Annotated in this window: 18 protein-coding genes, 2 tRNA genes and 1 pseudogene; 9 read left to right on the plus strand and 12 right to left on the minus strand. The window is 68.8% G+C overall.

Annotated features, from left to right (window positions below; all coding sequences use genetic code 11):
• Nucleotides 1–7: 7 nt before the first annotated feature.
• The 4 genes from lon (at nucleotide 8) to GVY41_RS18655 (ending at nucleotide 4061) form a co-directional block, all read left to right on the plus strand.
• The gene (gene lon, locus GVY41_RS18640; protein WP_161348093.1) at nucleotides 8–2416 is read left to right on the plus strand and encodes an endopeptidase La; all 2409 of its coding nucleotides are present in this window, start codon (nucleotides 8–10) and stop codon (nucleotides 2414–2416) included.
• A gap of 589 nt (nucleotides 2417–3005) precedes the next feature.
• Entirely contained in the window at nucleotides 3006–3497 is a 492-nt protein-coding gene (locus GVY41_RS20215; RefSeq protein ID WP_202456115.1) for an HU family DNA-binding protein, read from the plus strand.
• 19 nt (nucleotides 3498–3516) lie between these two features.
• Nucleotides 3517–3591: transfer RNA gene (locus tag GVY41_RS18650), tRNA-Val, on the plus strand.
• 134 nt (nucleotides 3592–3725) lie between these two features.
• A complete protein-coding gene (locus GVY41_RS18655) occupies nucleotides 3726–4061 on the plus strand; it encodes a hypothetical protein (protein WP_161348094.1) in 336 nt (111 codons plus the stop codon).
• A gap of 78 nt (nucleotides 4062–4139) precedes the next feature.
• Here GVY41_RS18655 and GVY41_RS18660 read toward each other — a convergent pair whose 3' ends face one another.
• Entirely contained in the window at nucleotides 4140–5246 is a 1107-nt protein-coding gene (locus GVY41_RS18660) for a TRAP transporter substrate-binding protein (protein ID WP_161348095.1), read from the minus strand.
• 285 nt (nucleotides 5247–5531) lie between these two features.
• The gene (locus tag GVY41_RS18665; protein WP_229726092.1) at nucleotides 5532–6497 is read right to left on the minus strand and encodes a GlxA family transcriptional regulator; all 966 of its coding nucleotides are present in this window, start codon (nucleotides 6495–6497) and stop codon (nucleotides 5532–5534) included.
• A 168-nt stretch (nucleotides 6498–6665) separates the two neighbouring features.
• Here GVY41_RS18665 and GVY41_RS18670 point away from each other — a divergent pair, with 168 nt between their 5' ends.
• Nucleotides 6666–8294, plus strand: a complete 1629-nt coding sequence (locus GVY41_RS18670) for a GMC family oxidoreductase (protein WP_229726091.1) — start codon at nucleotides 6666–6668, stop codon at nucleotides 8292–8294.
• Nucleotides 8295–8351: 57 nt separating this feature from the next.
• Nucleotides 8352–10346, plus strand: a complete 1995-nt coding sequence (locus tag GVY41_RS18675) for a hydantoinase/oxoprolinase N-terminal domain-containing protein (RefSeq protein WP_161348098.1) — start codon at nucleotides 8352–8354, stop codon at nucleotides 10344–10346.
• A gap of 78 nt (nucleotides 10347–10424) precedes the next feature.
• Here GVY41_RS18675 and GVY41_RS18680 read toward each other — a convergent pair whose 3' ends face one another.
• The 8 genes and pseudogenes from GVY41_RS18680 to GVY41_RS18710 all read right to left on the minus strand — a co-directional run bounded on the left by GVY41_RS18680 (nucleotide 10425) and on the right by GVY41_RS18710 (nucleotide 17941).
• Nucleotides 10425–11879 (minus strand): gamma-aminobutyraldehyde dehydrogenase, encoded by a 1455-nt coding sequence (locus GVY41_RS18680; protein ID WP_170301236.1) that lies wholly within the window; start codon nucleotides 11877–11879, stop codon nucleotides 10425–10427.
• Nucleotides 11880–11890: 11 nt separating this feature from the next.
• On the minus strand, nucleotides 11891–12697 hold the full coding sequence (locus GVY41_RS18685) for an ABC transporter permease (RefSeq protein WP_161348099.1): 807 nt from the start codon (nucleotides 12695–12697) through the stop codon (nucleotides 11891–11893).
• The gene (locus tag GVY41_RS18690; protein WP_161348100.1) at nucleotides 12687–13631 is read right to left on the minus strand and encodes an ABC transporter permease; all 945 of its coding nucleotides are present in this window, start codon (nucleotides 13629–13631) and stop codon (nucleotides 12687–12689) included. The genes GVY41_RS18685 and GVY41_RS18690 overlap by 11 nt, the downstream gene beginning before the upstream one ends.
• Nucleotides 13628–14629, minus strand: a complete 1002-nt coding sequence (locus GVY41_RS18695) for an ABC transporter ATP-binding protein (protein ID WP_161348101.1) — start codon at nucleotides 14627–14629, stop codon at nucleotides 13628–13630. Before GVY41_RS18695 ends, GVY41_RS18690 begins: the two co-directional genes overlap by 4 nt.
• Nucleotides 14630–14728: 99 nt before the next feature.
• The gene (locus tag GVY41_RS18700) at nucleotides 14729–15895 is read right to left on the minus strand and encodes an ABC transporter substrate-binding protein (RefSeq protein ID WP_161348102.1); all 1167 of its coding nucleotides are present in this window, start codon (nucleotides 15893–15895) and stop codon (nucleotides 14729–14731) included.
• 139 nt (nucleotides 15896–16034) lie between these two features.
• Nucleotides 16035–16568: a LysR substrate-binding domain-containing protein gene (locus GVY41_RS20420; protein ID WP_229726090.1), complete on the minus strand. Its 534-nt coding sequence runs from the start codon at nucleotides 16566–16568 to the stop codon at nucleotides 16035–16037.
• 232 nt (nucleotides 16569–16800) lie between these two features.
• Nucleotides 16801–16929: pseudogene (locus GVY41_RS20425) on the minus strand (LysR family transcriptional regulator); the annotation flags it as partial.
• A gap of 205 nt (nucleotides 16930–17134) precedes the next feature.
• A complete protein-coding gene (locus GVY41_RS18710) occupies nucleotides 17135–17941 on the minus strand; it encodes a MerR family transcriptional regulator (protein WP_211374373.1) in 807 nt (268 codons plus the stop codon).
• 122 nt (nucleotides 17942–18063) lie between these two features.
• On the opposite strand from GVY41_RS18710, the gene GVY41_RS18715 reads away from it, so the two are divergent.
• The 3 genes from GVY41_RS18715 to GVY41_RS18725 all read left to right on the plus strand — a co-directional run bounded on the left by GVY41_RS18715 (nucleotide 18064) and on the right by GVY41_RS18725 (nucleotide 20849).
• A complete protein-coding gene (locus GVY41_RS18715) occupies nucleotides 18064–19353 on the plus strand; it encodes a 4-aminobutyrate--2-oxoglutarate transaminase (protein WP_161348103.1) in 1290 nt (429 codons plus the stop codon).
• 113 nt (nucleotides 19354–19466) lie between these two features.
• The gene (locus GVY41_RS18720; protein WP_161348104.1) at nucleotides 19467–20405 is read left to right on the plus strand and encodes a pirin family protein; all 939 of its coding nucleotides are present in this window, start codon (nucleotides 19467–19469) and stop codon (nucleotides 20403–20405) included.
• Nucleotides 20406–20772: 367 nt separating this feature from the next.
• A tRNA-Asp gene (locus GVY41_RS18725) sits at nucleotides 20773–20849 on the plus strand.
• Nucleotides 20850–20903: 54 nt separating this feature from the next.
• On the opposite strand, the gene GVY41_RS18730 is transcribed toward GVY41_RS18725, so the two are convergent.
• Nucleotides 20904–21857: a hypothetical protein gene (locus GVY41_RS18730; RefSeq protein WP_161348105.1), complete on the minus strand. Its 954-nt coding sequence runs from the start codon at nucleotides 21855–21857 to the stop codon at nucleotides 20904–20906.
• Between the two features lie 4 nt (nucleotides 21858–21861).
• Nucleotides 21862–21957: IS3 family transposase (locus tag GVY41_RS20640; RefSeq protein WP_338082801.1), on the minus strand; the 96-nt coding region annotated here is incomplete at its 5' end.

A 21957-nucleotide genomic window follows, 5' to 3' on the forward strand; every position in this document is an offset into this window, starting at 1 on the left:
ATAGAGCATGAACGAACCCCTTGCCTCCAGCTACCCCGTGCTGCCGCTCCGCGACATCGTGGTGTTCCCCCATATGATCGTCCCGCTGTTCGTGGGCCGCGAAAAGTCGGTCCGCGCTCTGGAAGAGGTGATGGCTGACGACAAGCAGATCCTGCTGTCCAGCCAGATGGACCCCTCGGTCGATGACCCAACCGCAGATGGCATCTACCGGACCGGCGTCCTGGCCTCGGTGCTGCAGCTGCTGAAGCTGCCCGACGGCACCGTGAAGGTGCTGGTCGAGGGCCGCGGCCGGGTGCGGATCACCGGCTTTGTCGAGAACGAGAACTTCTTCGAGGCGACCGCCGAGCGGCTGACCGAGACCCCCGGCGACGCGGATTCTGTGACGGCGCTGGTGCGGTCCGTCGCGCAGGAATTCGAGCGCTACGCCAAGATCAAGAAGAACATCCCCGAAGAGGCGATGGCCGCCGTGGCCGAAAGCCGCGAGCCCGCGAAGCTGGCTGACGTGGCCTCGGGCCATCTGGGCATCGAGGTTTCGCAAAAGCAGGACCTGCTGGAGACGCTCGACGTGGCCGAGCGGCTGGAGAAGGTCTATGGCCTGATGCAGGGCGAGATGTCGGTGCTGCAGGTCGAGAAGAAGATTAAGACCCGCGTGAAATCGCAGATGGAACGCACGCAGCGCGAATATTACCTCAACGAGCAGATGAAGGCGATCCAGCGCGAGCTGGGGGATGGCGACGAGTCGCAGAACGAGCTGAACGAGCTTGAGGAGCGGATCGCGGCCACCAAATTCTCGAAAGAGGCGCGCGACAAGGCGCAGGGCGAGCTGAAGAAGCTGAAGTCGATGTCGCCGATGTCGGCCGAGGCGACGGTGGTGCGCAACTACCTTGATTGGCTGCTGAGCCTGCCGTGGGGGGTGAAGTCCAAGGTCAAGAAGGATCTGGTGGCGGCCGAGAAGGTTCTCGATGCCGATCACTACGGGCTGGAGAAGGTCAAGGAACGCATCGTCGAGTATCTGGCGGTGCAGGCGCGCAGCGCCAAGCTGAAGGGGCCGATCCTGTGCCTCGTCGGCCCTCCGGGCGTGGGCAAGACCTCGCTGGGGCGGTCGGTGGCGAAGGCCACGGGGCGCGAGTTCATCCGCATCAGCCTTGGCGGCGTGCGCGACGAATCCGAGATCCGCGGCCACCGGCGCACCTATATCGGCTCGATGCCCGGCAAGATCATCCAGGCGCTGAAGAAGGCCAAGACCACCAACCCGCTGATCCTGCTCGACGAGATCGACAAGATGGGCCAGGACTTCCGCGGCGATCCGGCGAGCGCGATGCTCGAGGTGCTGGACCCGGAACAGAACGCGACCTTCATGGACCACTATCTCGAGGTGGAATATGACCTGTCGAACGTGATGTTCCTGACCACGGCCAACAGCTACAACATGCCGGGCCCGCTGCTGGACCGGATGGAGATCATCAGCCTGGCGGGTTACACCGAGGACGAGAAGCGCGAGATCGCCAAGCAGCACCTCGTGTCCAAGCAGGTCAAGAACCACGGCCTGAAGAAGGGCGAGTTCTCGATCACCGACGAGGGCCTGACCGAGGTCATCCGCAGCTATACCCGCGAGGCCGGGGTGCGGAACCTGGAACGCGAGATCGCCAAGCTGGCCCGCAAGGCGGTGACCGACATCCTGAAGGGCAAGATCACCACGGTCGAGATGGGGCCGGAGCAGGTGGAGAGCTATCTGGGCGTCAAGCGCTTCCGTCACGGCCTGGCCGAGAAGGAAGACCAGATCGGCGTTGTGACGGGCCTGGCCTGGACCAGTGTCGGCGGCGAGCTGCTGCAGATCGAGGCGCTGAAGCTGCCGGGCAAGGGCCGGATGAAGACGACGGGGAAACTCGGCGATGTGATGAAGGAATCCATCGAGGCCGCCTCCAGCTACGTGCGCTCTATCGCGCCGCAGATCGGGGTCAAGCCGCCGAAATTCGACACCATCGACATCCACGTCCACGTTCCCGAAGGGGCGACCCCCAAGGACGGGCCGAGCGCCGGCCTCGCGATGGTCACCTCCATCGTGTCGGTGCTGACGCAGATCCCGGTGCGCAAGGACATCGCCATGACCGGCGAGGTCACGCTGCGGGGCAATGCGCTGCCCATCGGCGGGCTGAAGGAGAAGCTGCTGGCGGCGCTGCGGGGCGGCATCAAGACGGTGTTCATCCCGATCGAGAACGCCAAGGATCTGCCCGAGATCCCGGACAACGTGAAGGCGGGGCTGGAGATCATCCCGGTCAGCCATGTGCGGGAAGTTCTGGCAAAGGCACTGGTGCGCCAGCCCGAGCCGGTGGAATGGGACGAGGTGGCCGAAGAGGCCGCCGCGGCGGCGCGGGCTGCAGCCCGGCCCAACGACCCGGCGCAGATCGCGCATTGACCGCGTGAGCATGTGAAGGAAGGCGCGTCCCTTGCGGGGCGCGCCTTTTGCGTTGGGGAAGCGGCTGCCGCGCCCCCGGTTCTTCCAGAGCTGCCGGTTCCGAATGCGCACTGTGTGGATAGCCACTGGGTCTCATGCCTTGGCGAAGGCCATCGCCTTCGCCATGCCGTGCCCTCTCCACTGGCTCCGGACGGGCCCCCAAAGGGCCCGGCCAGCGCCCTCCCTCCCGGCCCGGCCACGGGCCGGGCGTTCTTCGCGGAAACCTTCCACTGGAAGGTTTCTGTTCGCTCATCACCCCCTGGCGGGCGCTGTCCTCAATCGGTCTCGCGTTGCCGACGGCTCCGGTTGAGGCGTCCCGCACGGGCGGGGCGAGGCAGTGCCTCGCCTTGTCCCGCCCGAACTAGGCTAAGGAGAGGTTCCCTCTGGGGAGTGACTTTTTTCTTGGCGCGGAATGGGGTTGCGGGGAGCTTGGCGTTTGCCGCTCGCCGTAAAGGCGAAAAATTCCAAACCGAAGGGATTTTCTGGCGCGGGGCAAGGATTTGCGCTACGCTAAACGTCAAATCACCCTCGATGACAGGCGGATGCCCCGATGACCAAGACGCCGACCAAATCTGCCCCCAAGGCAGTCGCCAAACCCGCCGCCAAACCGGCAGGCGCTCGCGCTGCAGCTGCGGCCAGCGCCAAGGCGGAGACCGCCACCACCATCGAGGCCATCGAGGCCCTTGCGGTCGAGGCGGGCATCGACACGGGCACCGACACGGGCACCGAGGCCGCGGGTATCGGCGCGACCCGGACCCTGCGCAAGAAGGAGTTGGTGGAGCGCGTGGTCGCCGCCTCGGGCGCCAAGAAGAAGATCGCCAAGGACATCGTCGAAGCCACCCTGCAGGTGCTTGGCGAGGCGCTGGCGGCCGGTGAGCAGCTGGTGCTGCCGCCCTTCGGCAATGCCCACAAGACCCGCGAGAAGGACACCCCCTCGGGCGGGTCCACCATGACCGTGCGGCTGCGCCGCGCCGGGGCCAAGAAACCCGGCGCCGAGGGTGAAGAAACCGGCACGGAGGGACTTGCAGACACGGCGGAGTGACGCTATTACCCCCGCCACCGGGTGATTAGCTCAGTGGTAGAGCGCTTCGTTCACATCGAAGATGTCAGGGGTTCAAATCCCTTATCACCCACCATTTTTCCTAAAGACGCATGATGCAGGCCTGCCCCGGAACGGGCGGGCCTGTTGGCGTTTGGGGCAACGGCAGGCTTGACGTGCTTCGCGCGCGCAGGCCCTTTGGCGAGACAGTCTCCAGCCGGATGGAACACCATGCCCGATGCGGTCTATGACCTCATAGACCAGATCCTTACCGATGCGGCGCGGTTGCAGCTGACCGCCCTACAGGTGCGCGCCGTCGCAGACCGGGCTTTCGAGCGCGGGCTTTTCATCCGGTCGATGGAGGCCTTCGAAATCGTCAGCCCCACTCGGCAGCCGCTGCGCGTCGATCTGAGCATCCTCGGCCTCGACGAGGATTGGGATGCCAGAGCATCCGGTGACGAGGCCTACGCGCGCAAGATCGTGGCAGAGAAACCTGCCTTGGCCGCGGCCTGCCCGAACACGACCTTGTTCGAGGTCTGGCTGGACGAGCAGGTGCCGCCTCGGTGACCATTGACCATCCACCCAAAGAAAAGCCCCCGGAACCTGCGTTCCGGGGGCCGATCCTTGCCATAGCGCGCTCTGGGATTAGAGCTTGCCGGCGTTTTGCTGCACCATCATGAAGGTGTCGTAGTTGTACTCGGCGATCTGGGCCCAGGTGTAGTTCTCGGACCGGAAGGCCTTGATCGATTCCCAGATCTTCTTGAAGGCCGGGTTGGTGGCTTCCATCTCGGCATAGACTTCGTTGGCGGCCTCGAAGCAGGCCGACAGGATCTCGGGGCTGAACGGGCGCAGCTGGGTGCCTTGCGCGACCAGCGACTTGATCGCGGCCGGGTTCTTGTAGTCGTACTTCTGCAGCATGTCGGCATCGGTCGCCTGGCACGCGGTGCGCAGCAGCGACTGATAGGCCGGCGGCAGCCCCTCATAGGCGGCCTTGTTGAAGAAGAAGTGGACCGTCGGGCCACCTTCCCACCAGCCGGGGTAGTAGTAGTAGGGCGCGACCTTGAAGAAGCCGAGCTTCTCGTCATCATAGGGGCCGACCCACTCGGCACCGTCGATGGTGCCCTTTTCCAGCGACGGATAGATGTCGCCGCCGGCGATCTGCTGCGGCACGACGCCGAGGCGCTCCATCACCTTGCCGGCAAAGCCGCCGACGCGGAATTTCAGGCCCTTGAGGTCTTCCAGCGTGTTGATTTCCTTGCGGAACCAGCCACCCATCTGCACGCCGGTATTGCCGCCGGGCAGGGCGAAGATGTTATGCTGCGCCATGAACTCGTTGTAGAGGTCGATGCCGCCGCCATGGTAGTGCCAGGCATTGATGCCGCGCGCCGAGAGCGAGAACGGAACCGCAGCCGCGAGCGCGAAGGTGGGATCCTTCCCCCAGTAGTAGTAGCCGACGGTGTGGCAGGCCTCGACCGTGCCATTGGTCACGGCATCCGCGGCCTGCAGGCCCGGGACGATCTCACCGGCCGCGAAGGGCTGGATGGTGAAGTTGCCGTCGGTCGCCTCGGTCAGGTACTTGGCCAGCACGTCGGCGCCGCCATAGATGGTGTCCAGCGATTTGGGGAACGACGAGGTCAGCCGCCAGGTGACCTTCGGGTTTGCCTGCGCGATGGCGGGGGCCGCAAGCGTGGCCGCGGCGGCCGCGCCGGCGCCGCCAATGGCGGCCTTTGTCAGAAATGAACGACGGTCCATGGAATCCTCCCAGTTATGGCACTCATGCCGCGGTCCGGTTGGGCATGGGCCCACGGGCGTTGCCGCCTCCTCCCCGGACAGTTGCGCGATCACCTTACACGCCGCAGGCAGTCTGTCCAGCATGTGCGAAGGCCTTGGCAGCGCTGGCTTTGCGCGGCGCAAGAGCGCAGGGGGGCGGCGCCGGTTGCGGCACCGGACTTGCGGCGCAGATGCCCGGCTTCTGGGCGATGGGACGCAGCGGCGCCCAAGAAAGCGGCGCGGCCACCGGCACGTGAAGAACGCCGACTAACCCTGTGCAGGCGCAAGGGAATCAGCCTGCCGGCGCAGGGCCGAGGGGCTGGTGTCATAGCGGCTGCGGAAGGCCCGTGCGAGCGTGCCGGCCGAGGAGAATCCGGTGGCGCGGGCGATGGCCGCCAGCGGCTCTGTCCCCGCCTCGATCAGGCCGCGCGCGGCAGCCAGCCGCAGGTCCAGCGCATAGGCGCCAGGGCCGGTGCCAAGCTCGGCGCGGAACAGCCCTTCGAGCCGGCGGGACGAGATGCCAAGGCTCTGCGCGATGGCGGCGGCGCTTTGCGGGGTGGCGATGGTCGCGTGCATCTGCGCGATGGCGGCGGCCACGCGCGGATCTCCCGCGCCTGCGCTCGTCGGCGCCGATGCCGAGACCGGCCAGCCGAGCCGCGCGGCAACTTCTGCTGCCAGCTCTGCCCCGTGCCGGGCGCGCAGCATCTGCAGCATCATGCCGGTGCCGGCCAGCGGGGTGGCGGCGGTCATGCGCGCCGGGGTGAGGGCCCAGGGCGCGCCGGTCACGGAAACGGCCGGATGGGCGGCCACCAGGTCCGCCGCCGCCTCGGGATCGCTTGCTACCTTGATCCCGTCGAGTTCGCCCGTGGCAGCCAGCACCCGCACCCCGCCCGACACCGCGCCGAGGCAGCCGATCTGCGGCGCAACCCGCCGGATCGGCCGCAGCAGCGCCCGCGCATCCATCCAGCGCTGCCACGGCCCCGCCAGCACGAGCAGCGTATCGGCGCCGCGGGCATCTTCGGTGCTGCCGGCAAAGGCCGGCTGGCTGCCATCGGCCAGCGGCACGCCCTTGCCCGTCGTCGCCAGCAAGCGCCAGGCATAGGCTTCATGTCCCAGCAGCGCATTCGCCTCGCGCAGCGGGTCGAGCACCGCCGCGATGGCCAGCATCGGCGTCTGCGGCAGGACAAGCAGGGCGAAGACCTGCGCGGCGGGAAGGGGCGTGCTCTCGGACATGTGAATGGGTTAGGGGCTCGCCCTGGTTCGCGCAAGGCTCTTGTGCGGGTGCAGCGAACGGGCCGTGCGGGCGCCAGCCGAAAGCGGCATCGCCGCGTCGCAAACGGAAGTGCTGCCGGGCGCGCGCGGTGGTGCATTCGGCCGCGCGGGGATGTGCGGAGCGGGCGCGTGGCGACAGATGCGGCGGGTTATGATTATGTGATCGTCGGCGCCGGATCGGCGGGCTGCGTGCTCGCGGACAGGCTGACCGCCTCCGGCCGCTACCGTGTGCTGCTGCTGGAGGCGGGGGGCACGGACCGGCGCCTGTTCGTGCAGATGCCGCTTGGCTACGGCAAGCTGTTCCATGATCCCGCGGTGAACTGGTGCTACCGGACGGAGCCCGATCCGGGGCTGGCCGGGCAGGCGGATCACTGGCCGCGCGGCAAGCTGCTGGGGGGCTCGTCGTCCATCAACGCGATGGTCTGGATCCGGGGGCATTCCAGCGACTATGACGACTGGCAGGCGGCGGGCAATCCGGGCTGGGGATGGGCCGATGTCCTCCCCGCCTACCGCGCCCTCGAGGATTGGGAGGGCGGCGCCGATGAGTTTCGCGGCGCCGGCGGCCCGCTGCATGTCAGCGCCAACCGCCGCGACCTGCACCCGCTGACCCATGCCTATCTGGGCGCCTGCGCCGAAGCCGGCCTGCCCGGGACGCCGGACTTCAACGGCGCGCAGCAGGAAGGCGCGGGGGTCTACCAGCTGTCAGTGAAGGGCGGGCGGCGTATGTCGGCGGCCCGCGCCTTCCTGCGCCCGGCGATGCGGCGCGCCAACCTGACCGTTCGCACCCATGCCCATGCCACCCGCGTGGTCTTCGAGGGCCGCCGCGCCGTGGGCGTCGAATACCGCCACAAGGGCGCGCTGCAGCTGGCCCGGGCCGGGCGCGAGGTGATCCTGTCGGGCGGCGCGGTCAACACGCCGCAACTGCTGATGCTGTCGGGCGTGGGGCCGGGGGCCGACCTTGCCGCGTTCGGCCTGCCGGTTTTGCTCGACAATGCCAATGTCGGGGGCAATCTCTGCGACCATCAGGGGCTCAACTACACCTGGCGGATGAAGACCCGCACCCTGAACGAGGTGCTGCGGCCGTGGTGGGGCAAGGCGCTGGTCGGCGCGCGCTGGCTGCTGACTGGGCGCGGGCCGCTGTCGATGTCGATCAACCAGGGCGGCGGGTTCTTCCGCACCGATCCCGGCCTGCCGCGCCCGAACATGCAGCTCTACATGCAGGCCTTCTCGACCCTGCTGCCCCGGGCGGGGGAGCGGCCGATCCTGACGCCCGACCCGTTCCCGGGCCTCTCGCTTGGCCTGTCGAACTGCCGCCCCACCAGCCGCGGCCGCATCAGCCTGCACAGCGCCGATCCCTTTGCCGCACCGCGCATCACCGCGAACGCCTATGCGACCGAGGCGGATGTGGCCGAGATGCTGGCGGCGGTGAAGATGCTGCGCCGCATTGCCGCGCAGCCCCCGCTTGCGGATCTGATCGCCGAGGAACTGCGCCCCGGCCCCGCGGTCAGCAGCGATGCCGAGTTGATCGCCGATTTCCGCGCCCGCAGTGGCACAGTCTATCACGCCAGCTGCTCGGCGCGGATGGGGCCGGATGCGGCGGATTCGGTGGTGGATGCGCGGCTGCGCGTACACGGGCTGGCGGGGCTGAGGGTCTGCGACGCCTCGGCCTTCCCCACGCTGATCGGCGGCAATACCAATGCGCCGTCGATCCTGATGGGCTGGAAGGGGGCGCAGATGATCCTTGAGGATGCGGGCTGACTTGCCGCGCGGCGCGATCTGTCGCAAAGCGCAGGGGAACAGGATGGGCGGGCAGGCATGGCACTTCTTCTGGGCGTCGATACCGGCGGCACCTTCACCGATGCGGTGCTGCTGCGCGAGGGGGAGGGCACAAGTCCCGGCGGCGTGCTGGCCAAGGCCAAGGCGCTGACCACCCGCGCCGACCTGTCGCACGGCATCGGCGCCGCCATCGACGCGGTGCTGGCGGGCACCGATCCTGCGCAGGTGGCGATGGTCTCGCTCTCCACCACCCTCGCCACCAATGCGCTGGTCGAAGGGCAGGGCGGGCGGGTGGCCCTCGTCGCCATCGGCTTTGCCGAAGCCGACCTCGCCCGCGCTGGCCTCGCCGAGGCCATGCGCGGCGACCCGGTGATCCGCATCGCCGGCGGGCATGGCGCGGGCGGGGCCGAGGCCGCGCCGCTGGACCTCGCCGCGCTTGCACAGGCGTTGGAGGGCCTCGAGGTCTCCGCCGTCGCCGTGGCTGCCGCCTTCGCCACACGCAACCCCGCGCATGAGCTGGCCGCTGCGGACCTGCTGCGCGCATGGGGCTGGCCCGTCACCTGCTCGCATCACCTCTCCGCCCGACTGAACGGGCCTAAGCGGGCGCTGACGGCGGTGCTGAACGCGCGGCTGCTGGACATGATCGCCCGGCTGATCGACGCCTGCGAGGGGCATCTTGCGCTTCGCGGCATCACTGCCCCGCTGATGGTGGTGCGCGGCGATGGCGCGCTGATCTCGGCTGCACAGGCGCGCGAGCGGCCCATCGAAACCATCCTTTCGGGCCCGGCGGCGTCCATCGAGGGCGCGCGCTGGCTGACCGGGATGGCCGAGGCGCTGGTGGCCGATATCGGCGGCACCACCACCGATGTGGCGCTGCTGCGCGGCGGGCGCCCGGCCATCGACCCGGACGGCGCCCGCGTCGGCCCCTGGCGCACGATGGTCGAGGCGGTGGCGATGCGCACCACCGGCCTTGGCGGCGACAGCGAGGTGCATCTGGCCGATGGTCTGGTGCCGGAGGGGGATACCGGCCTGCGCCTTGGCCCGCGGCGGCTGATCCCGGTGGCGCTGCTGGCGGTCGATCATCCGCAGATGGTCCATGCCGCGCTGGATGCGGCGCTGGCGACCGAGATCCCCGGTGCCGAGGCCGGCCGCTTCGTGCTGCCGATGGCGGTGGCGGCGCCGGGGCTGGATCCGCGCGAGGCGGCGCTGCTGGCGCGGCTGGCCGGGCAGGCGCAGCCGCTGGCGAGGGCGCTCGGCTCCCGGATGGATCAGGCGGCGCTGCAGCGGCTCTGGTCGCGCGGGCTGGTGATGATCGCGGGGGTGACGCCCTCGGACGCCGTGCATGTGCTGGGGCGGCTGGCGGCCTGGGACACCGAGGCCGCCGAAAAGGCCCTCGCCCTCATGGCCCGCCGCCGGAGCGCGCGGGGCGAGCGGATCGCGGCGGGGGCCGAGGCGCTGGCCGCCCGGATCATCGACCAGTTGACCGCGCAGACGGTGGGTTGCCTGCTGGAGGCGGCGCTGGCCGAAGACGGCTTCACCGCCGCCCCCGCCGACCCGCTGCTGCGCGCCGCGCTCTCGGGGCACAGCGGCACCCTGCGCCTGCAGGCCGCGCTCGGCGTGCCGCTGATCGGCCTCGGCGCCTCGGCCGCCAGTTATTACGGTGCGGTCGGGCAGCGCCTGCACACCAAGGTAATTCTCCCCGCAGACGGAGATGTTGCCAATGCCATCGGCGCGGTGGTGGGCCGCGTCTCCATGCATGCCGAGGCGCTGGTCTCCAGCCCCGGCCCGGGGCGCTTCGTGGCGCATCTGCCGGACGGCCCCGCCGCCTATCCCGACCCCGAAACCGCGCTCAAGGCCCTCGCCCCGGCGCTGGAGGCCAATGCCCGCGCCGCCGCCGCGTCCGCAGGCCTGCCCGATCCGCAGATCACCCGCGACGAACAGCGCCGCGAGGCCCAGATCGAGGGGCAAACCGTCTTCATCGAATCCCGCCTGCGCATCACCGCCTCAGGCCGCCCAAGGCAAACCAGAGACTGACCCCCATTCGTTCTGGGGAAAATATCCTCGGGGGGTGCGGGGGGCAGACGGCCCCCGCCGCCGGCCACAGGCGCTACATCACCCGTGCTTGACCATCACATGCCGCACCACGGTGTAATCCTCCAGCGCATAGGCCGACAGGTCCTTGCCATAGCCCGACTGCTTCAGCCCGCCATGGGGCATCTCGTTGACCAGCATGAAATGCGTGTTCACCCAGGTGCAGCCGTAGCGCAGCCGCGCCGCCGTCGCCATCGCGCGGCCGACATCCCTGGTCCAGACCGAGCTTGCCAGCCCGTAATCGCTGTCATTGGCCCAGTCCACCGCCTGATCGACATCATCGAAGGGCGTGACCGACACCACCGGCCCGAAGACCTCGCGCCGCACGATTTCGTCGCTTTGCCGCGCCCCGGCGATCACGGTGGGGCGGTAGAAGAAGCCGCCGCCATTGCCCATCACCTCGCCGCCGGCCGTCACCTCCATATGGCTCTGTTCGCGGGCACGTTCGACGAAGCTGGCGACCCGGTCGCGCTGGCGCAGGGAAATCAGCGGGCCGATCTCGTTTTGCGTGTCATCCTCCAGCCCGAGCGCGATGCCCGACACCGCCGAGGACAGATCCGCCACCAGCCGCTCGTAGACCTTCTTCCCGGCATAGATCCGGCAGGCGGCGGTGCAATCCTGCCCGGCGTTGTAGTAGCCAAAGGCGCGCAGCCCCTCGACCACCTCGGAGATATCGGCATCGTCGAACACCACCACCGGCGCCTTGCCGCCCAGTTCCAGATGCGTGCGCTTCACCGATTTTGCCGCGGCATCGAGCATCTTGCGCCCCGTCGCCACATCGCCGGTCAGCGAGATCATGTCGACGCCCGGATGGTTGATCAGGTAGCTGCCCACCGTCTGCCCGCGCCCGGGCAGGATGTTGACCACCCCTGCGGGCAGAATATCGGCCAGCACCCGCGCCAGTTTCAGCGCCGTCAGCGGCGTCTGCTCGGACGGCTTGAACACCACGGTATTGCCGCCGCCGATCGCCGGGGCCAGCTTCCAGGCCATCATCATCAGCGGATAGTTCCAGGGCGCGATGCTGGCGATCACCCCCACCGCATCGCGGCGGATCATGCTGGTATGCCCGGCAAGATACTCGCCCGCGACGGTGCCCGACTGGCAGCGCACGGCCCCCGCGAAATAGCGGAAGCAATCGACGATGGCGGGCAACTCGTCATTGGTCGCGGCATTGATCGGCTTGCCGCAGTTCAGCGCCTCCAGCGCGGCAAAGCCGCCCGCCTCTGCCTCGATCCGGTCGGCGATGGCGTGGAGGGCGGCGGAGCGCTCGGCAGGCGTGGTGCGCGACCAGCCGGCAAAGGCGGCGCGGGCGGCGGCGACGGCGCGGTCCACCTGATCGGTGGAGGCTTCGGGCAGATCGAGGATCAGCTTGCCGGAGCGCGGGTTCAGCACCGGCTCGCCGGGCTCTTGCCCCGGCTCGAAGCTGCCGCCGATCAGCAGGTCGGTGTCGATGGTGATGGTCGGGTCCTCGGTCATGGCACTCTCTTTCATTTGCCGCCCCCGGCGGTGTCTGCGCCGCCGCGGGTCAGGGTATAGGCGATCAGGATCGGCACGAAGGTGGCCGCAAAGACGACGATGGCGACGACATTGGTGACCGGGCGCTGCCGCGGGCGCACCAGTTCGTTCAGCATCCAGATCGGCAGCGTGCTTTGCTGGCCGGCGGTGAAGGTGGTCACGATCACCTCATCGAAGGACAGCGCGAAGGCCAGCATCCCGCCCGCCAGCAAGGCGGAGCCGAGATTGGGCAGGATCACGAAGCGGAAGGTCTGGAAGCCGTTGGCGCCAAGGTCGGCGCTCGCCTCCAGCATCGAGCCGCCAAGCCGCCGGAACCGCGCCACGGCGTTGTTGTAGACGATGACCACGCAGAAGGTGGCATGGCCCAGAACGATGGTCAGGGTTGAAAACGGGATATCGGCGATGGCGAAGGCGGAGCGCAGCGACATGCCGGTGATGATGCCGGGCAGGGCGATGGGCAGGATCACCAGCAGGGAGATGGAGTCACGCCCGAAGAACCGCGCCCGCGCCATGGCGGCGGCGGCCAGCGTTCCCAGCACCAGCGCCAGCGCGGTCGAGATCGCGGCGACCTTCAGCGAGAGATACAGCGGCGGCCAGATGTCCGGCCGCTCCCAGGCCACGGCGAACCATTTCAGCGTCAACCCGGGGGGCGGGAACTGGTAGGTCCGCTCCTCGGTGGTGAAGGCGTAAAGGAAGATCAGCAGGATCGGCAGGTGCAGGAAGGCAAGCCCCGCCACCGCCGCCAGCTTCAGCATCAGGGGGGCGCGGTCAGAGCGCATCGAACGCCCCGAGCCGCCGGGCCACGGCGAGATAGACCAGCATGATCAGGATCGGCACCACGGCGAAGGCGGCGGCCAGCGGAATATTCCCCGCCGTGCCCTGCAGGGTGTAGACCGCCTGCCCGATGAACAGCCGCGACGAGCCGACGATCTGCGGGATGATGTAATCGCCAAGCGTTAGCGAGAAGGTGAAGATCGACCCGGCAATCACCCCCGGCATTGCCAGCGGCAGGATCACATGGCGGAAGGTCTGCCCCGGCCGCGCGCCAAGGTCGCCCGACGCCTCCAGCATCGTCGCGGGCACCCGTTCGAGCGAGGCCTGCATCGGCAGGATCATGAACGGCAGCCAGACATAGAGGAACACCAGGAACGTGCCGATATAGCTGGTAGACAGCGAGTTGCCCCCGATCACCGGGATCGCCAGCACTGCGTTCAGGATATTCCCGGCGCCAAGCCCCTCGAAGGCCCAGGTCACGATCCCCTCCTTCGCCAGGATCAGCTTCCAAGCATAGACCTTGACCAGATAGCTCGACCACAGCGGCAGCATCACGCCAAGGTAGAAGGCGGCCTTCCAGCGGCCCTTGGCATAGCGCGCGGCGTAATAGGCGATGGGGAAGGCCAGCACCGCCGAGGCAACCGTGACCGCCGCCGCCATCGTCGCGGTGCGCAGGATCACATCGGCATTCGAGGGGCGCAGCAGTTCGGCATAGGTCTTCAGCGTCAGTTCCGGCACCACCATGCCGCTGAATTCGTCGATGGAATAGAAGCTCTGCCACAGGAGGGCCACCAGCGAGCCGACATAGACCACCCCCAGCCACAGCAGCGGCGGCGCCAGCAGAAGCGCCAGCAAGACCCAAGGGCGGCGCCAGAACAGGCCCGTCAGCCGGTCGCCCGGGCCGCGCGCGGGATGGGCCGGGTCAAGGGCGGCGCTCATGCCTCGCCCTCCATCGCATGCATCGCGCTGCGCTCCCATGTCAGGCGCACGGCGTCTCCGGGGGCCGGGACCGGCGCGCCGGCGGGCAGGAGCACGCCCAGATCCAGGCCCGCCTCCAGCGCCACGGAAACCCGCGTGCCCGCGCCCAGATAACGCAGGGCGGTGACGGTGCCGGGCGCGCCTTCGGCGGCCAGCCGGATCGCCTCGGGCCGCAGGCTGGTCCAGCGCGCCGGGCCGCCAAGGCGGGCCGATTGCTCGGGGGACAGCACGTTGGAGGAGCCGACGAAATCCGCCACGAACCGCGTTGCAGGCCGCTCATAGACCTCGGCCGGGCTGCCGGTCTGCACGATCTTGCCGCGGCTGAACACCGCCACCCGGTCGGCCATGCTCAGCGCCTCGCCCTGATCGTGGGTGACGAAGACGAAGGTGATGCCAAGCCGCTTTTGCAGGCTCTTCAGCTCGTCCTGCATCGCTTCGCGCAGTTTGAGGTCGAGCGCGCCAAGCGGCTCATCCAGCAGCAGCACCCGCGGCTCGTTCACCAGCGCGCGGGCCAGCGCCACCCGCTGCCGCTGCCCGCCGGACAGCTGCCCGGGTTTTCGCCCGCCAAACTCCGGCAGATGCACCAGCGCCAGCATCTCCTCGGCCCGCGCCATCCGCGTGCGCCGATCGACGCCGCGCACCATCAGCCCGTAGGCGACGTTGTCGCGCACGGTCATGTGCGGGAAGAGGGCGTAATCCTGAAACACCGTATTCACATGGCGCCGGTTCGGCGGCACCGATCCCATGTCCTGCCCGAAGATGCGGATGGTGCCGGCATTGGGGCTTTCAAACCCCGAGATCAGCCGCAGACAGGTGGTCTTGCCCGACCCCGAGGGACCGAGCATGGCAAAGAACTCGCCCTCGGCGATGGTCAGGCTCACGTCATCGACGGCGCGGACCGCCGCGGCGCCGCTGCCGAACTGGCGCGAGACATGGGTGAAGTCGACGGCAGCGGTCATCAGGGCATCCAGACGCATAGGGCAGGGCGCGCGGACAGCAGCGCGTCCGCGGGATGTGGGGGAGGGAGAGGGGGCGGCGCGCGGCCGCCCCGAAAGCGATCAGCGCCCGCCGATCACCCCGATGTAATCCGACACCCAGCGGTAATAGGGCACGCAATCGCCGCCCGGGCAGTTGGCAACCGGCGTCGTCCAGAACTTGATGCGCTCGAAATCGTCGAGCCCGTTCTTGGTGCAGCCCTCGGCGGTCTGCATCCCCGATCCATCGGTGCAGGCGGCGGGCACGACCGGATTGGCACCGAACCAGACCGACAGGTCCGATTGCAGGTTCGAGGACAGCGTATGCTCCATCCACATATAGGCGCAGTTGGGGTTCTCGGCGTCCACATGCATCATCGTGGTATCGGCCCAGCCGGTCGCGCCTTCCTCGGGGATCACGCTCGCCACCGGGAATCCCTCGGATTGCAGCAGGTTCACCTGGAACGGCCAGGAGCCAGAGGCGACGACGCCCTCGTTCTTGAAATCGTCCATCTGGATGAAGGCGTCATGCCAGTAGCGCGCCACCAGCTCGCGCTGCCCGCGCAGCAGGTCCAGCGCCGCCTTGTACTGGTCCTCGGTCAGCTCATAGGGCGAGGTGATGCCCAGATCCGGCTGATGCACCATCAGGTATTGCGCGGCATCGGCAACATGGATCGGCCCGTCATAGGCCTGCACCCGGCCCTTGTTGGACTGGCCATCGGGCAGGGTCATCTCTTCGAACACCACGTTCCACGAGGTCGGGGGCGTATCGCCAAAGGCCTCGGTGTTGTACATCAGCACGTTCGGGCCCCAGGCATAGGGCACGCCGTAATGCACGCCATCGACGGTGTGCCAGGGCGCGTCCTTCAGCCGGTCATCGACCGCGGACCAGGACGGGATCAGATCGACGTTCACCGGCTGCACCCGCTTGCCCGCCACCAGCCGCAGCGAGGCATCGCCCGAGGCGGTGACAAGGTCGAAGCCGCCCTCGTTCATCAGCGCCACCATCTCGTCCGAGGTGTTGGCGGTCTTGATGTTGACCTTGCAGCCAGAGGCTTCCTCGAACTTGGTGACCCAGTCGAATTCCGGCATGGTCTCGCCGCGCTCGATATAGCCGGGCCAGGCGACGATGTTGACCTGCCCCTCTGCCGCGCCGATCTCGGTCATCTGGGCGAGGGCGGGGTGCAGGGTCACAAGCAGGGCCAGCGCCGTGGTGCCGGCGAGGCGAAGGGTGTGGGTATGGCGGATCATGGGCAACTCCCTGTTGCAGCGCCGCGCGTAGGCGGCCGATGGCCCCCGGTTTTCCGGTGATGCCAGACGGTAAGCCCAGCGCCCGAGCTTTCGCAAATGCAAAAGAATGAAGCCACCTATCGGAAATACCGATGGGAACTTACCGAACCGGCACCGCCGCCTGCGCCGCCTTGATGAAGCTGCGCGCCGGCCCCGGCAGCGGCGCGCCCTTGCGCCAGGCCAGCCCCACTTGCACCGAAGGCAGATCGCCCGACACGTCGCGGATCTCGATCCGGTCCCCCTCCAGCGACCAGGGCCGGTAGACCAGCCCCGGCAGCAGCGCCACCCCGGCGCCGGTGGCGACCAGGCTGCGCACCGCCTCGACAGACCTTGTGCGGAAGGCGATGCGCGGGCGCACCGAAAACCCCGCCATCAGCCGCCGCGTACTCTCCTCGATCTCGTCCACGGTCAGCAAGATGAAGTTCTCGCCCGCCAGATCCTCGGGCGCGATCGCCTCGGCCTCGGCCAGCGGGTGCCCCATCGGCAGCCACAGCCGGTAGGGCGACACCAGCAGCGTCTCCACATTCAGCGCCGCCCGCTCGCGGATGCCCGAGGTCAGCAGCACCGCCACATCCAGCTCGCCGCCGATCAGCAGGTGCTGCAGATATTCCCCCGTCTCCTCCAGCGCGCTCACCTCGACCGCGGGGGCGGAACCGGCTGAGCATGTCCGACAACACATAGCCCGCGACCAGCGAGGTGACGCCGAGGCTCAGCCGCCCGCCCTCCGCCCCCGGCTCCTCGCGGAACGCCTGCCGGGCGGTGGCGACATCGCCCAGGATCTGGCTGGCATGGCGCAGGAACAGGCTGCCCCGATGCGTCAGGTCCAGCCCGCGCGCCCGGCGTTCGAACAGGGTGACGCCCAGATCCTCCTCCAGCCCGCGGATCGCCTCGGTGACCGAGGATTGCGAGATCGACAGCGCCCGCGCCGCGCCCGACACCGACCCGGCCTCGGCGGCCGCCACGAAGAACTGCAACTGGCGCAGGGTAAAGGCCATCTGGCTGGGGCTCCGGGCGGGCAGTCCGCAGGCGAAGGATAGGCAGCGCGCCGCCTGGGTGAAAGGGCCGAGTGCCGGCCGCCAAGTCGCACCCCAACCCCTTTGCCTTTTCCAAATATCCTCGGGGGGCGCGGGGGGCAGAAGGCCCCCCGCTTCTGCGTTCCGGGCGGGGCAGAAGGCCCCCCGCTTCTTCAGATGAACGCGCCTAGAAACTCGGCGGCGTGTTCACCCAGATCAGCACGCAGTCCGCCTCGCCAAGGTTCATCCAGGCATGGGGCCGCCTGCTGGCGAAATAGAGGGAATCGCCGGGGCCGAGGTCATGGGCCTCGGTACCGTCGAGCACAATGCGGAAGCGGCCCTCAAGCAGGTGCAGGAACTCCTCGCCCTCATGGCCATAGCCGCCCTCGCTGGCGGCACCCGGGGCGAGGCGGAAGAGGTGGCAATCCATCTGGTTGCGCCCCTCGGCCAGCAGCTCCACCGTCACCCCCGCCACCGGCATCGGCCAGTGGCGCCGGGCGCCCGCGCGCACCACGGCGCCGCCCGGGGCGTCCTGGCCGGAGAGGCTGGAGACGGTGGTGCCGTAATGGCGGGCGATGTCATGCAGGGTCTTGAAGGACACGCCCGCCCCGGTCCGCTCCAGCGTGGACAGCGCCGAGGCCGAGATCGCCAGCGCCGCCGCCGCCTGATCCAGCGTCTCGCCGCGGGCCAGCCGCAGGCGGCGCAGTTGCGGGCCGAGGTCCGGCGCAGACGGGGCGGCCGGGGCCGCGGTCTCGCCCGCCAGCGCGGCGCGGATCGCGGCGGGGTTCAGCCCGTGCTCGCGGCGCAGGAAGGCGATGCGGCACAGCCGTTCGACATCCGCCTCGGAATAGACCCGCTGGCCCGAGGCGAGGCGGGTCGGCGCGATCAGCCCCTGCGTCTCCCACAGCCGCAGGGTCGAAGGCGCGACACCGGCCGCCCGCGCCGCCTCGGCCACCCGGTAGCGCGGCGGGGCTGGGGTCATGTCCTCGGGCATCGGCTCTCCTTGCGATTGCCTCACGAGAGATATTGCACGGGTTTGGGTTTTGTATAGTCTCACCGACAATTCTTGCAGGAAAACTGCAAGGACTCCGGCAACCCTTCTCAGGACACCCCGCCATGACCCATAGCCCGATCACCGACGCCGCCCTCTCGGACCGCCGCACCGCCGCCATCGCCCGCGGCGTCGGCGTCACCACGCAGGTCTATGCCGACCGGGCCGAGAATGCGGAGATCTGGGACAAGACCGGCGCCCGCTACATCGACTTCGCCGCAGGCATCGCGGTGGTGAACACCGGCCATCGCCACCCCAAGGTGATCGCCGCGGTCAAGGCGCAGCTGGACCGCTTCACCCATACCTGCCATCAGGTCGTGCCCTATGAGAACTATGTGACCCTGGCCGAGCGGCTGAACGACAAGGTGCCCGGCGACTTCCCCAAGAAGACCCTCTTCGCCACCACCGGCGCCGAAGCGGTAGAGAATGCGGTGAAGATCGCCCGCCATTACACGGGGCGCGCCGCCGTCATCGCCTTTGCGGGGGGCTTTCACGGCCGCACCTTCATGGGCATGGCGCTGACCGGCAAAGTGCAACCCTACAAGGCGGGCTTTGGCCCGATGATGGCCGATGTCTGGCACCTCCCCTTCCCGATCGCGCTGCAGGGCGTCACCGCCGAGGACTCGTTGGCGGCACTGGACCGCCTGTTCAAGGCCGATCTGGAACCGGCCCGCGTGGCCGCGATCCTGATCGAGCCGGTGCAGGGCGAGGGCGGTTTCTACGAGGTGCCCGCCGGCTTCATGGCCAGCCTGCGCAGGGTCTGCGACACCCATGGCATCGTGCTGATCGCCGATGAGGTGCAGACCGGCTTTGCCCGCACCGGCAAGCTGTTCGCGATGGAGCATCACGGGGTCGCCGCCGACATCACCACCATGGCCAAGGGCCTTGGCGGCGGCCTGCCGATTTCCGCGGTGACCGGCCGGGCCGAGATCATGGACAGCCCCAACCCAGGCGGCCTTGGGGGCACCTATGCCGGCAACCCGCTGGCCATCGCTGCCGCCAATGCGGTGCTGGACGTGATCGAGGAGGAGCAGCTTTGTGACCGCGCCATGCGCCTTGGCCAACGGCTGAAGCAGCGGCTGGCGGGGATGCAGGAGGCGGTGCCGCAGATCGCCGACATCCGCGGCCCGGGCTTCATGAACGCGGTGGAATTCGCCGTGCCCGGCACCGGCGCCCCCGATGCGGGCTTTGCGAACCGGGTGCGCGAGGAGGCACTGTCGCGTGGCCTGATCCTGCTGACCTGCGGCGTCTATGGCAACGTGATCCGCTTCCTCGCGCCGCTGACCATCCCGGATGCCGTGTTCGACGAGGCGCTGGAGATCCTCGAGGCCTCGGTGCTCGCTGCGCGCGGCTGACCATTTGCGGGCGCAACCCTGCGCCCGCGCACAGATCCCCTGCCTGCATGTCCCTGTGCAGGCAGGCCCGGATCGGGCACTCTGGAGGCATCTTTCCCCCGAAGGAGGCCGCCATGAGCTGGAACCCCGCCCTTGACCCGCATTGCCCGACCGGCGATCAGGTCGATGCCATCGAGACCGTCATCATCCCCCGCGCCCGCGACATCGGCGGCTTCGAGGTGCGCCGCGCGCTGCCCGCACCCACCCGCCAGATGGTCGGCCCCTTCATCTTCTTCGACCAGATGGGCCCGGCCGAGTTCCTGACCGGGCAGGGGCTCGACGTGCGCCCGCATCCGCATGTCGGGCTCGCCACCGTCACCTACCTCTTTTCCGGCAAGATGCACCACCGCGACTCGCTTGGCACCGATCAGTGGATCGAGCCCGGCGCGGTGAACTGGATGCTGGCGGGGCAGGGGATCACCCATTCCGAGCGCACCGATGGCCAGGTGCGCGCCGCCGGCCAGCGGCTCTACGGCATCCAGACCTGGTTCGCGCTGCCCCGCGCCCATGAGGATGACCCGGCCAGCTTCTCGCACACCCCCGCCGCCGACCTGCCGGTGCTGGAGGCCGAGGGCAAGCGGCTGCGCCTGATCCTCGGCACCGGCTGGGGCGAGACCGCGGGCATGGCGCTGCCGTCCGAGACCTTCTATGCCGATGCGCTGCTGGACCCCGGCGCCGCGATCCCGATGCCGGACGACCATGAGGACCGCGGCGCCTATGTGCTGGAGGGCGCGGTGGAGATTGCCGGCCAGACCTTCGAGGCCGGCCGGATGATGGTCTTCCGCCCCGGCGACCGCATTTCCATGAAGGCCGGCCCGCAGGGCGCGCGGGTGATGCTGCTTGGCGGTGCCACGCTGGACGGGCCGCGGCACATCTGGTGGAATTTCGTCGCCTCCTCGAAGGAACGCATCGAGGCGGCGAAAGAGGCCTGGCGGGCCGGGGATTGGCAGCACGGCCGCTTCCAGCTGCCGCCGGGGGACGATGCCGAGTTCATCCCGGCACCGGAGCGGTAGCGGCGGCAGGCGGCAAAGGCGAGGCAGGCCCCCGCCGGCTGCATTTGCCGATCAAGGGCCCGGCTGGATGAAAGACCAGTGGCAGGTCAGGTGGGCGTCGATTCTGCGCCTGGCTTCCGGCTGCACTCGGCGGGTCGGTCATCTGCCGCGCGGCGCAGATTTTTTTGCGCGGCGCGGCGGTCCGCGCCCCGATCCCGCGCCCCCCGAAACTGCCCCTTGCCCCTTCCCGCACAGGCGCTTGCGGGCCGATCCGTGCCCCCGCCCGCAGCGCCGGAATTCCGCACGGGCCCGCTTGACGTCCCCCCCGGCCATGACTATTACACGCTCCACGTTCGGCGCCACGCTTCGGCACCCGGACGGGAAGTTTGCGGTTGTAGCTCAGTTGGTTAGAGTACCGGCCTGTCACGCCGGGGGTCGCGGGTTCGAGCCCCGTCAACCGCGCCACCTTCCCAAGACCGAAAAGCCCTCGCGCAAGCGGGGGCTTTTGGCTTTGCGGGGTCAGGGTTTGTCGCGCTTGCTCGGGCGCAGACGGACGGGGCCTGCCTGCGCCGCCTCCCGGGCGATCCCCAACGCCAGCTCATACTGCCCCTTGAACTTCGCCAGGATCATCTGCGCCCAGAAGAAGGCGTCGTCGCCCATGGCCTGCGCAAGCTCCAGCAGCCGAGGGCCGTGGTCATAGACATAGTTACCAACGGGGCCGCCAATCGCTCCCTTGATTGCCTCACAACCGACATAGGTCAGCACGACAATCACGCTGTTGCGCGACAGAATCCCCCGGCTGGCAGACAGCCTGTCATCCATTCCGGGCATCAGGATCACCCGGGCGGCATCCTTCACTGAAGGGTCGAAAGGCGCGTCCTCTGCCTGCATCAAGGTTAGCACCTGCGCCTCGGCCTCGGCCACCTCGGGCGTGACCACGCGCGTCCGTTCCAACTCCTGCCGCTCGATCAGCACCTGCACGCCGGAGTCGGCAAGGGTGACGCCCGGCACGATCTCCAGCACCCCGGCGATGGCGGTCACCGTCTCGTCGTCGAACCGCTCGGCCCGCGCCTCGCGGCCCACATAGACCCGGCGCAGCTTCTGATAGCTCAGGTGCAGCTTGACCATGTTCAGCGCGGAAATCTCGCCCGTCGCCCGCTCCTGCAACTCGCCCGCAAGGCGGTAGAGGTCGTCATGCCGGTTGCCCTTGCGGCGCAGGTCCTCGATCAGCGGCAAAAGGTCTTCCAGCACCGCCTCGGTCACCGGATCGGCCCCGATCTGCGCGGCGAGGAAGGAGAACCCCTTCTCTCCCCAGATCAGCGGCAAGGCTGCGTCCTGCTCCGGCGGCACCGGCAGCGCGCCAATCGGCTCCGGCGGTTTGCCGTCGAGGCGGGCCTTGGGGGTATAGGGCTCCGGCCAAGGGGGGAGGGTGTTGAGATAGGCGGGATGGGCTGCTGCCGGTTCCGTGGACACGGGGTTAGGTTTGCATATCGCGGTCCTCGGACGCCATGGGGCTGAGATAGCCCAGCTTCGAGTGGCGTCGCCGCGGATTGTAGAAGCGCTCGATGTAGTC

Origin of the sequence: Frigidibacter albus, from assembly GCF_009908165.1 — a bacterium.
GTDB classification, from domain to species: Bacteria; Pseudomonadota; Alphaproteobacteria; order Rhodobacterales; family Rhodobacteraceae; genus Frigidibacter; species Frigidibacter albus.

Bases quoted from the DNA above. Each gene is read 5' to 3' on its own strand.
- lon (WP_161348093.1), top strand. From the start codon at position 8: ATGAACGAACCCCTTGCCTCCAGCTACCCCGTGCTGCCGCTCCGCGAC.
- GVY41_RS20215 (WP_202456115.1), top strand. From the start codon at position 3,006: ATGACCAAGACGCCGACCAAATCTGCCCCCAAGGCAGTCGCCAAACCC.
- GVY41_RS18655 (WP_161348094.1), top strand. From the start codon at position 3,726: ATGCCCGATGCGGTCTATGACCTCATAGACCAGATCCTTACCGATGCG.
- GVY41_RS18660 (WP_161348095.1), bottom strand. From the start codon at position 5,246: ATGGACCGTCGTTCATTTCTGACAAAGGCCGCCATTGGCGGCGCCGGC.
- GVY41_RS18665 (WP_229726092.1), bottom strand. From the start codon at position 6,497: ATGTCCGAGAGCACGCCCCTTCCCGCCGCGCAGGTCTTCGCCCTGCTT.
- GVY41_RS18675 (WP_161348098.1), top strand. From the start codon at position 8,352: ATGGCACTTCTTCTGGGCGTCGATACCGGCGGCACCTTCACCGATGCG.
- GVY41_RS18680 (WP_170301236.1), bottom strand. From the start codon at position 11,879: ATGACCGAGGACCCGACCATCACCATCGACACCGACCTGCTGATCGGC.
- GVY41_RS18685 (WP_161348099.1), bottom strand. From the start codon at position 12,697: ATGCGCTCTGACCGCGCCCCCCTGATGCTGAAGCTGGCGGCGGTGGCG.
- GVY41_RS18690 (WP_161348100.1), bottom strand. From the start codon at position 13,631: ATGAGCGCCGCCCTTGACCCGGCCCATCCCGCGCGCGGCCCGGGCGAC.
- GVY41_RS18695 (WP_161348101.1), bottom strand. From the start codon at position 14,629: ATGACCGCTGCCGTCGACTTCACCCATGTCTCGCGCCAGTTCGGCAGC.
- GVY41_RS18700 (WP_161348102.1), bottom strand. From the start codon at position 15,895: ATGATCCGCCATACCCACACCCTTCGCCTCGCCGGCACCACGGCGCTG.
- GVY41_RS18710 (WP_211374373.1), bottom strand. From the start codon at position 17,941: ATGCCCGAGGACATGACCCCAGCCCCGCCGCGCTACCGGGTGGCCGAG.
- GVY41_RS18715 (WP_161348103.1), top strand. From the start codon at position 18,064: ATGACCCATAGCCCGATCACCGACGCCGCCCTCTCGGACCGCCGCACC.
- GVY41_RS18720 (WP_161348104.1), top strand. From the start codon at position 19,467: ATGAGCTGGAACCCCGCCCTTGACCCGCATTGCCCGACCGGCGATCAG.